Raw genomic sequence first — 10,132 nt, forward strand, 5'->3', positions numbered from 1 at the left:
AATAAAGATGAAAAGAAATATATTATTAGGACTCTCATTGCTTTTATTGGGAGCCTGTGAATTAGAAACACCTCCAGAAAGTGATCTTACTTATACAGGTTTTTGGAATAAAGAAGAGGCTGCTAAGTCAGTACACTCAGGCGTATATTCACGTTTTAGAGCTTATGGCTATACAATGTGGTTAATGGGAGAGCTTCGCTCTGATATATGGGGAGGTAAAGGTATTGAAAATGCGCATAACCAAGACCTATTTACTAATGATATCAACATTACCAAAGTGGCATTTAATAGCTGGGGAGGTTGGTATACTATGTTGCATTATATTAATGACTTTATTAAAAATGCGCCTCAGACTTCTTTCAGCAATGAAAATGAAAAGAAGAATATGCTAGCACAGATGTACGGACTCAGAGCCTATATCTATTATACTATGCTAAAGAGTTGGGGCGATGTACCTATCGTTACAGAACCTTTGCAAAACGTTGATAACTTAGCCGCGCTAAGAAAAGCTCGTGCTCCTAAAGCAGAAGTATTAGCTTTTATCAAGCAAGATATTCAAAGATCTTTAGATTTATTTAACGGCAATGAAAATTTCTACCGCGATAATGTATATTGGTCTAAACGCGCTACCCTTATTCTAAAAGGCGATGTGTTCTTGTGGTCAGGAAAAGTGTTAGGTGGTGGCACTGCTGATTTTACAGAAGCTAAAAATGCTCTTAGTCAAGTGTCAGGTTCATTAGTGTCTTATGATAAATTATGGGGTATTGATAATGAAAAGAATGCCGAATTTATCTTTGCTTTAGACTATAAGAAAGATGAAGCAGAGCACTTCTATAAAGTAACAACAGCGCGTAATACTGACGTTAAAGATATGTATGACGATAGTGGTAGAAAAATTTCATCATTCTTGTACGTAGAAGGTGGCAACTATCATTCTCCTTCAGAAAAGACATTACGTCTGTTAGATGATATAAAAGACCAACGCCGTGCTACATTCGTACGTGTTTATTCTGATAATGCAGGACATATACCTTTCAATACTACTAATTATTTGGGCTCTATACTATCAAAATTTGTAGGTAAGAATAACTCAGGTGATATAGTAAACGAAAATAATGTGCCTATTTATCGCTATGCTGATGTATTATTGCTATTAGCAGAGGCTAAAAATAACTTAGGTGAAGACCCTTCTGCAGAGATAAACCAAGTGCGTGCAAGAGCCTATGGTAGTAATTACAATGCTGCTACTTATGGTTATACCAATAGCACTAAAGCTATTAATGCTAAAGCCATTCTTGATGAACGTTACAAGGAGTTTATAGGAGAAGGCAAACGCTGGTGGGATTTACTACGCGCAGGAGATAACTTTGTGTATGACGAAGTAGCTTCAATGACTTCAGGAGGTACTAGAAAGAATATTTACTTGCCTATTTCGCCATCTATGATAGCTGATGATAAAACACTTGTTCAAACAGAAGGTTATAATTAATCTTATACAAAGATAAAGATTTTAGCTTTATTGAAATGAAAACAGAGCTCCTTAGTACTAAGGGCTCTGTTTTCTGTTTTATGAAAAAATAAAGCCTCTGCGCTTTAGCGCAGAGGCTTTATTTATTTGCGATAATATGCTATTGTAGTTTCAATTCTTCTACTATCTTCTTAATCTTACCGTCTAATACCTTTTGGGTTTCTTCAAAAGCTGCTAAACCGCTGAGGGTAGTGTTTACGCTGAAGTAGAATTTGATTTTAGGTTCGGTACCGCTAGGGCGCGCTGCTATACGCGTACCTTTGTCAGTGTGGTATATCAGTACATTCGATTTTGGTACCTCAATTTCTTCTACTTTGCCAGTAAGAGGGTGGAATGCCTTAGATGACTGATAATCGCAGATAAGAGTTACCTTTTCACCATTGATTTCCTTAAGCGGATTTTCGCGCAAGTCTATCATCATTTGGGCTATTTCTTGTGAGCCTGAAATACCTTTCTTCACTAGCGAAATGAGGTATTCTTTATAGAAACCATACTTAGTATAAGCGTGTAGCAATTCTTTGTAGAAAGTACTGCCTTTGGCTTTGGCATCGGCAGCTATCTCGCAAGCTAATAGGGTAGCGGTTACAGCGTCTTTATCGCGTACAAAATCACCGACCATATAACCAAAACTTTCTTCACCACCGCCTATAAAAGTAAGCTCAGGGAAGTCTTTTATCATTTTGGCAATCCATTTGAAGCCTGTCAGACCTTCTTTATATTCTACTTTATAAGCATCGGCAATTGCTTTTACCATAGGAGTAGAAACAATAGTAGACGCTACAAATTCATTGCCTTTGAAGCCTTTTTTGCTTTGATGAGCTAAAAGGAAGTCGGTCATCATAACCATTGTTTGGTTTCCGTTTAATAGTACCATTTTACCATTAAGGTCGCGTACGGCTATGCCTATACGGTCGCAGTCAGGGTCAGTACCGATAACGATGTCAGCATTGAGCTCATCAGCTTTTTTAAGAGCTATAGTTAGCGCTTCAGGTTCTTCAGGGTTAGGCGATTTCACTGTAGGGAAATTGCCGTCAGGTACTGCTTGTTCTTCTACAATATGCACATTGGTATAGCCTGCGCGTTTGAGTACTTCTGGTACCATAGTGATAGAAGTACCGTGCAATGAAGTAAATACAATCTTAAGGTTTTCTTTATGGGCTACTTTGAAGTCAGCGTGCTTAATAGAGGCTTCGGCAAAAGCATTGTCAAGCTCTTTATCGATGTAGTGTATAAGGCTCTCATCAGCATTGAACTTAATGTCTTTGAAGTCGATAGCATCGATAGCTTTCATTATCTCGCCGTCTTGTGGGGGCACTGTTTGTCCGCCGTCTTCCCAATATACTTTATAGCCGTTGTATTCTGGTGGGTTGTGCGAAGCAGTAAGTACTATACCCGCTTGGCAACCTAAGTAACGCACAGAAAATGAAAGCTCTGGAGTAGGGCGTAGGTCAGAGAAGAGGAATACTTTGATGCCGTTAGCAGCAAATACATCGGCTACTATTTTGGCAAATTTCTTAGAGTTGTTGCGACAGTCGTGAGCGATAGCTACTTTTATTTCTTTATTAGGGAACGACTGGTGGAGGTAATTGCTCAAACCTTGAGTATTTTTGCCGAGCGTATATTTATTGATACGATTCGTACCGATGCCCATAATACCGCGCATTCCTCCGGTACCAAATTCTAAGTTTTTGTGGAAAGCCTCATTTAGTTCATCAGGATTACCATCGATGAGGGCTTGTACCGTAGCTCTGGTTTCTGCATCAAAAGTGTCAGAAAGCCACGTTTTAGCTGTTTCAATACTTTTCATAAAATCAAATTTATTATAAGCTAGTAGTTGCTGCTACTAGCGTTGTTTCCAAAATATTTAGTAGCTTAATTCAAATTAAGGACTGAAATTCTTCTTTCTAACTTATTAGGGTTGTCTTTCTGATTTATAACTCCTATAATCCAAATTTTAAAAAGGTCTTCAACAACTACGAAATAAATAGCAAAATGAAATCTTTTTGTAAAATAAACTCGTATTTGTTCTGTTTCTTTTCGGAAAGAAAAAGGGCGACTTTTTATCTCTTGAATATAGTCATAAACTTCCTCATATACTTCAAAGCCTAAGTTATTTTTGATATTATTGTAAAAAATAAGTATTTCTTCTAAATCTATTTCAGCTTGACGATGAATCATTAATTCAAAATCCATATTTAGCTCTCATTTTTTTGTCGAAGTCATTAAAACTACTTCCTGCACTCTCAGGATTACACTTAATTTCATCAATTCTATTTTCAAGCAACTTTAGATACTCATTAGGTGTTGCTCTTGGCTCTTCATAATCAAAATCAATGTCTCTCTCCTCTAAAAAAGAGGTTAAAGCTGATTTTTGAGCTTCATTTTTTGGATATACTAATACACACATAATTTTCTCTTCTATTTTCCTCAGCAAAGATACAAATAATATTTGAATTAGCAAATTTGTTAAGTAGCAAATTTTTAATTTTCTAACTCTTTAATTGACGTGTCGGCTAATTTCTTGTACTCGCCCCACGCCTCAATGAGTAGAAACTCCATTGGCTTATTGTCTTTTTTTCGTACTAAATCGTGAAAATCAGGGCGCTCCATTACAAAATAGGCCAAAACATTTATCTCTTCTTCATTCAGTTTGAGGTCTTTTTTCATAAAATCGCTTAGGTGCGCTACTATGTACTCGGCTACTATCAAATTCTTTTCGTTAGCAACTACTTTTTTGAGTATTTTGGTTTTTCCTGTGATAGCATTCACAACCAAATCAATACTCAATACTCCGCTTCCGCTGTGGGTAGCGCTGTAAAGGCGTTTCTCGGCAAAGGTACGTTCTATGGGTTTGTGCTGTAATATACCCAAATCTTGCGCCGTAATCTTGCGGTACTTTGATACTTCTACCCCCTCTAACTGATTGATATCCTCTTTCATAGCGATGAGTATCCCCGAAAAACCAAAATCGGCTTTCACTACTTTGTGAAAGGTAGTTTGCATCCCTACGTAGCTAATCTTTAGCGTGCTGTTTTCGCGAGCACTGAGGCTAAAATAGCCATTAGCATCGGTGGTGGTTATCGCATTGTTGTGCATATTGAGCACATGCGCCCCCACCAGCGGAATGGTGTCGTGCATAACCCTGCCGTGTATAGTCGACTGCCCCTGAGCCGTTAGCCCCCAACAACTTGCTATGATTAAGAAATACAAAAAACGCATAGTAATTATGAATTTTCAATTAATTAAAGCTTCTTTTTCGCCAAAAGAGCATTATCAGAAAGCCTACAAGGGCACCCCCTACGTGAGCAAAGTGAGCGATATTACCTCCGAAAATAGGGGTGCCGGTAACCCCTGAAAAGAGGTCTAAAGCCACAATGATTGGTATGAAATAGCGTGCTGCAATAGGGTAGGGCACAAAGAAAAGCATTAGCTTAGCATTTGGGAAAAACATTGCAAAAGCTACTAAAATACCATAGATAGCCCCTGAAGCCCCCACAGTATATGACACAAGAGTGTCGTACATACTTTTGTAGGTACTGTAATTGATGATATTACCCCATTCGGGCGAGTATTTGCCTTCGCGTATGAGTCCGATAGTCTCTTCGGCTGGAATGCCTACCTCGGCTAAAGCATTTACCGCTTGGTGTACGTAGTAATAATTAACTCCTGTTTGTAGCAAGGCCGCCCCTATACCACAAGAAAAGTAGAAAAACAGAAACTTATTACGCCCCCATATATTTTCGAGTGGTGTGCCGAATGCCCACAGCGCATACATATTAAAAAGCAAATGGAAGATACCCCCGTGCATAAACATATAGCTGAGGTACTGCCACCAATGAAAGGAAGGCATTTCGTAATAATGCAGCGAAAACAAGTACGTCAGATTTGTCTGCGGCAAAAATAATCCCTTTTCATTCAATACCATAAGGACTAAAACCAAAGTATTGATAATAATGAGGTGTAAAACTGTTTTTGATATTCGTTCCATATTTTTCTTGATAAGTTAATTAACCAAACGGTCTATTTCATTTACTGACAAGTTGTAATAAATACGTTTTCCAAAAGGCGAAATTAATACTTCTTGACAACTAAACAAATTATTTATCAAACTTTCTTGTTCCTCTTCACTGAGCGCCTGTCCCGTTTTGATGGCTAAACTCTTGCTGAGGGTCTTTGCAAAGGCTTCTTTTTGAGTGTTTTCGGTAGTAGGTAATAGCTCGATGTGCTGCTGAATAAGTTCGTTGAAAATATTAGGTATCTGACTGTCTGTCAGGTGTAAAGGAATGCCGCTAAGCACTATTTTGTCATCTTCGATAGCAAACATAAAGCCTATGCTCTCGAAGAGAGTTTGCAGCTGTGCTATCACCTGCAATTCGTGTGCCGAAAAGGAAAGCTCGTAAGGGAACATCAGCTGCTGACTGGCAGTGTGCGTCCTCTCCAAACTCTTCATAAATCCCTCGTACAGCACGCGCTGGTGAGCCCTGTTGCTGTTGATGATAATCAGTTCGCCCCCCAAAGTAGTGATGAGGTATTTTTTAGCCAAACTGATGATTTTCTTACCCTGAGGCTTAGCAGGTTCAGCCTCGAACAGCGTGCTTTCTACCGCCTCAGCAGTCGTATTGATAGCCGACTCGATACCGGTATACAGGCTTTCCCATTGGGCGGTTTTTTTCTGAAAACTGAAGCTATTGCCGCCCCCACCACTGCTGCTTTTTACTGCAGGTGTTTCCATCTTAAAAGGATTGAAGTCGGGGTCTACCTCTATTTTAGGGAAAGACGGCTCTTTATCCTTGTACTGATAAGGAATATCGAAAGTAGGGTCTTTAGTAAAATCGAGGGTAGGAGCAATGCTAAACTGCCCCAAACTGTGCTTTATTGCCGACTTTAGCAGGGCGTAGATGCTGTGCTCTTCTTCAAATTTTATTTCAGTTTTGGTAGGGTGTATGTTGATGTCGATAGTAGCAGGGTCTACCTCTAAACAAATGAAAAACTCAGGCTTTTGGTCAGGGCGTATCAACCCCTCGTAGGCAGCGGTGATAGCGTGGTTGAGGTATTGGTTCTTCACGAAACGATGATTAACCATTAAGAATTGCAGTTGCTTGCTCTTAGGCAGGTACTCAGGTTTTACTATAAAACCGCTGATTTTTACCACAGGAGTATCCTCGCTGATGATAGGTACTAATTTTTCGTTAGTACGTCCGCCAAACAGATGCACGATGCGCTGACGGAAGTTAGCAGGGGGCAGGTTATACAGCTCATTGCCGTTGTTGTACAGATAAAATTGAATAGAGGGGTGTGCCAAAGCTACTCGGTGAAACTCATCGAGTATATGGCGCATCTCTACACTATCGCTTTTTAGAAAGTTGCGGCGAGCAGGTATGTTGAAAAATAGGTTTTTCATCGCTATACTTGTGCCGTTATTGCACACACAAGGCTCTTGTCGGGTTATTTTGCTGCCTTCTATATGTATTTCGGTACCTAATTCGTCCTCTTGGCGCTTGGTTTGCATCTCAATATGGGCAATAGCTGCTATTGAGGCAAGAGCTTCGCCTCTGAACCCCTTAGTTTGTAGCTGAAAAAGGTCTTCGGCGCGCTGTATTTTGGAGGTAGCGTGCCTTTCAAACGACAAACGCGCATCGGTAGTGCTCATACCTATACCATTATCAATGACCTGCACGAGGGTTTTGCCCGCTTCTTTTATAAGAAGTTTGATGACGGTAGCCTTAGCGTCGATAGCGTTTTCCATCAGTTCTTTTACTGCCGATGCCGGACGCTGTATCACCTCGCCAGCCGCTATTTGGTTTGCTACGTGGTCGGGGAGTAATTTTATTATATCTGACATATTTTTTGATTAGCAAATTAGAAAATTAGCAAATTAGAAAAGCAGAAAAAATCCTTTATATCTTACCTTTACTTTGGATATACTTACACTATAGGATCACCGAAGGATCACCGAAGGATGAGCCTCTAATCTTAGTACATCTAACCAGCTAATTCTTATAAAAATTTGTGCAAATATAAAAAAAGTCTTACTTTCGCAGAAAAATATTTTGAAAATGAAGCATTTATTTATCTGTATATTAGTCGCTATTAGTTTGATTTCTTGTGTTAAAGAAGTTGAAGAACAAATAGTTACGGGCTCTGACTACATAGGCTCTGACACTGATTTGCGCATACGCGACTTTATATGGAAAGGACTTAATCAGTACTATTTGTGGCAAGAAGAGGTTAGCAATCTGCAGGACAATCGTTTCGGAAAACTCTCGACTACTAAAGCAGAAAAGAACACTGATTATACTAAATTCCTTAAGAGTTTCGGCAGTCCTGAAGCTCTTTTCTACAGAGGTTTGCTCAATAGATACAAACAAATAGACCGCTTTAGCTATATCACCGATGATTATGTGAAGTTAGAAAACCAGTTCAAAGGTATTTCGGCAAGTACAGGTATGGACTCTCAGTATGTATTGATGAGGAATGGGGTTAATGCTGCGGGCTTTGTGAATTATGTGATACCTAATTCCGATGCCGATAAACAAGGCCTGAAAAGAGGTGATATCTTCCTCACTATCAACGGGCAGCGCATCACGAAAACTAATATAAACGAACTGCTGAAGAACAAAACCTATACTATTGATATTTATCGTATCGACCAGCAAGGCATATTGCAGCCTACAGGGCATACCGTTACGCTACACAACACCGAAACGCCAGAGAACCCTGTGCTGATAAAAAAGGTTATCACACTTGGGCAGCATAAGATTGCCTACCTGATGTACAACGCTTTTATAGCTAATTATAACAAGGAACTGAATGAGGCTTTTGCCGAGTTTAAGGCGGCAGGAGCTACTGACTTAGTACTCGACTTGCGCTACAATGGCGGGGGGAGTATAGATACAGCGGTATATTTGGCATCGATGATAGCAGGGCAACACCAAGGGCAGCTTTTTGTTAAAGAGAAATGGAATACTAAGATGCAAGCCGCAGCCAACTTGCAAGGGGCTACGGTGCAGTATTTAACCGATAAGATGAAAGACGGTACCCCCATACACAGCTTGCAGCTTTCTAAGCTATACGTGCTCACTACCGAGCGTACTGCTTCTGCTAGCGAATTGGTAATTAACGGCTTGAAGCCCTATATGCCTATAACACAAATAGGACAGACTACGGTGGGCAAAAACCAAGGGTCTATCACTATTTATGATTATATAGACAAAGCTGGAAAAGTAAAGAACCCTAAGCACAAATGGGCTATGCAGCCTATAGTGCTCAGTATAGAGAACTCTAAAGGCTTTAGCGATTATACTAAGGGGTTAGTGCCCGACATACCGATGGAAGAAGATTTAGCTAACATTGGCACACTCGGCGACCCTACTGAACCTTTCTTAGCTGAAGCTATAGCGCAAATAACCGGTAGCCGTAGCACAGCCCAGAGCCGCAGACCCAGTACTACTCCTTTCTCTTATGAGGTTTTGACAACCTCTAAAGACGCCTATTTCGGGTATAACGAAATGTATAAGTAAAGACAAAAGACAAAAAACGAAATGAATAAACTTTACGAACTTAAAGTTGCTAAAATAACACACCTTACTACTTCATCGGTGATGATTACCTTTGAAGTGCCTGACCTCTTGCGCAAAGTTTTTAGTTTTGAGGCAGGCGAGTACCTCACCCTACAGCAAACTATCAATGGAGAGAAAGTGCGTCGCGCTTACTCTATCTGCTCAGGCGTTAATGAAGGTGAGCTGAGTGTGGCGGTGAAACGCGTGCCCAATGGGGTGTTTTCTACCTACGCTACCCAAGAACTCAAAGAGGGTGATACTATAGAGGTGATGCCCCCGATGGGTTCATTTGTGTTCTTCTACGATATTTTTGGTAATAGGGATATTATGCTCTTCTCGGCTGGTAGTGGGGTAACCCCTATGATGAGTATTGCCAAGACGGCTTTGGCGATGACACAAATAAAAGTAGTGTTCGTCTACGGTAATAAGTCGAAAGAAGAAACCTTGTTTTTTGATGAGATTGAAGCTCTAAAGGAGCAGTACCCTGAACGTTTCAAGGTGCATTACGCCTTTAGTCAAGAGCCTTGGGGCGACCACTATACGGGGCGTATCAATGATGAGATAGTAAATGAACTATTTGAAAAATATAAAGACTTCAACTGGGGGCGCTATTACGCTTGTGGGCCTACCCAATTAGTGAAAGACCTGCGAGAGATGCTTTTGCTAAGAGGTATAGATAAAGACCGTATTTTTACTGAGCTCTTCGAGGCATCGCCTGCTGATACCGACTACAGTCAGTTACAGGGTAATGTAGAAATCACACTGCGATTGGGCGGACAAACGCATACTTTTGAGAGTGCTAAAAACCAGACGCTGCTCAGTTCGGCACTGATGCGAGGTTATGATGCTCCTTATTCTTGCTTGAATGGGGTGTGCAGCAGCTGTGTAGCCAAAGTAGAGGAGGGGGAAGCCAAAATGGCGAAGAATGAAACCCTAAGCGAAAAAGAGGTCGCCGACGGCTATATACTAAGCTGCCAAGCGTATGCTACTACCAATAAGATAAAAATAAAATTTGAGAGTTAATAAATTTTATTTGCTAATTGAT

General features: G+C 40.3%; 9 protein-coding genes. 3 read left to right on the forward strand and 6 right to left on the reverse strand.

The window, feature by feature from the left end; translation table 11 throughout:
- Positions 1–7 precede the first annotated feature (7 nt).
- Positions 8–1,489 (forward strand): RagB/SusD family nutrient uptake outer membrane protein, encoded by a 1,482-nt coding sequence (locus tag FOC45_RS03380; protein ID WP_009392621.1) that lies wholly within the window; start codon positions 8–10, stop codon positions 1,487–1,489.
- Positions 1,490–1,628: 139 nt separating this feature from the next.
- On the opposite strand, the gene FOC45_RS03385 is transcribed toward FOC45_RS03380, so the two are convergent.
- From FOC45_RS03385 to mutL, 6 genes are all read right to left on the reverse strand, one after another.
- On the reverse strand, positions 1,629–3,335 hold the full coding sequence (locus tag FOC45_RS03385; RefSeq protein ID WP_009392620.1) for a phospho-sugar mutase: 1,707 nt from the start codon (positions 3,333–3,335) through the stop codon (positions 1,629–1,631).
- A 65-nt stretch (positions 3,336–3,400) separates the two neighbouring features.
- Entirely contained in the window at positions 3,401–3,721 is a 321-nt protein-coding gene (locus FOC45_RS03390; RefSeq protein ID WP_009392618.1) for a hypothetical protein, read from the reverse strand.
- A complete protein-coding gene (locus tag FOC45_RS03395) occupies positions 3,711–3,935 on the reverse strand; it encodes a hypothetical protein (protein ID WP_034540657.1) in 225 nt (74 codons plus the stop codon). The genes FOC45_RS03390 and FOC45_RS03395 overlap by 11 nt, the downstream gene beginning before the upstream one ends.
- Before the next feature lie 74 nt (positions 3,936–4,009).
- Positions 4,010–4,747 carry a carboxypeptidase-like regulatory domain-containing protein gene (locus tag FOC45_RS03400; protein WP_009392614.1) on the reverse strand — a complete coding sequence of 246 codons (738 nt, stop codon included), beginning with the start codon at positions 4,745–4,747 and terminating at the stop codon, positions 4,010–4,012.
- Between the two features lie 19 nt (positions 4,748–4,766).
- A complete protein-coding gene (locus FOC45_RS03405) occupies positions 4,767–5,516 on the reverse strand; it encodes a rhomboid family intramembrane serine protease (protein WP_009392612.1) in 750 nt (249 codons plus the stop codon).
- Positions 5,517–5,531: 15 nt separating this feature from the next.
- Positions 5,532–7,370 carry a DNA mismatch repair endonuclease MutL gene (gene mutL, locus FOC45_RS03410; protein WP_009392610.1) on the reverse strand — a complete coding sequence of 613 codons (1,839 nt, stop codon included), beginning with the start codon at positions 7,368–7,370 and terminating at the stop codon, positions 5,532–5,534.
- Between the two features lie 214 nt (positions 7,371–7,584).
- Here mutL and FOC45_RS03415 point away from each other — a divergent pair, with 214 nt between their 5' ends.
- Together FOC45_RS03415 and FOC45_RS03420 are read left to right on the forward strand one after the other, a co-directional pair.
- A complete protein-coding gene (locus FOC45_RS03415) occupies positions 7,585–9,048 on the forward strand; it encodes a S41 family peptidase (RefSeq protein ID WP_009392608.1) in 1,464 nt (487 codons plus the stop codon).
- A gap of 21 nt (positions 9,049–9,069) precedes the next feature.
- Positions 9,070–10,110: a ferredoxin--NADP reductase gene (locus tag FOC45_RS03420; RefSeq protein ID WP_009392606.1), complete on the forward strand. Its 1,041-nt coding sequence runs from the start codon at positions 9,070–9,072 to the stop codon at positions 10,108–10,110.
- Positions 10,111–10,132 lie beyond the last annotated feature (22 nt).

This window comes from Capnocytophaga sp. FDAARGOS_737, from assembly GCF_009730375.1.
In the GTDB taxonomy this organism is placed as follows: domain Bacteria; phylum Bacteroidota; class Bacteroidia; order Flavobacteriales; family Flavobacteriaceae; genus Capnocytophaga; species Capnocytophaga leadbetteri.

Excerpts from the sequence above, each read along its gene's own strand:
- FOC45_RS03380 (WP_009392621.1), top strand. The coding sequence starts at position 8 with ATGAAAAGAAATATATTATTAGGACTCTCATTGCTTTTATTGGGAGCC.
- FOC45_RS03385 (WP_009392620.1), bottom strand. The coding sequence starts at position 3,335 with ATGAAAAGTATTGAAACAGCTAAAACGTGGCTTTCTGACACTTTTGAT.
- FOC45_RS03390 (WP_009392618.1), bottom strand. The coding sequence starts at position 3,721 with ATGGATTTTGAATTAATGATTCATCGTCAAGCTGAAATAGATTTAGAA.
- FOC45_RS03395 (WP_034540657.1), bottom strand. The coding sequence starts at position 3,935 with ATGTGTGTATTAGTATATCCAAAAAATGAAGCTCAAAAATCAGCTTTA.
- FOC45_RS03400 (WP_009392614.1), bottom strand. The coding sequence starts at position 4,747 with ATGCGTTTTTTGTATTTCTTAATCATAGCAAGTTGTTGGGGGCTAACG.
- FOC45_RS03405 (WP_009392612.1), bottom strand. The coding sequence starts at position 5,516 with ATGGAACGAATATCAAAAACAGTTTTACACCTCATTATTATCAATACT.
- mutL (WP_009392610.1), bottom strand. The coding sequence starts at position 7,370 with ATGTCAGATATAATAAAATTACTCCCCGACCACGTAGCAAACCAAATA.
- FOC45_RS03415 (WP_009392608.1), top strand. The coding sequence starts at position 7,585 with ATGAAGCATTTATTTATCTGTATATTAGTCGCTATTAGTTTGATTTCT.
- FOC45_RS03420 (WP_009392606.1), top strand. The coding sequence starts at position 9,070 with ATGAATAAACTTTACGAACTTAAAGTTGCTAAAATAACACACCTTACT.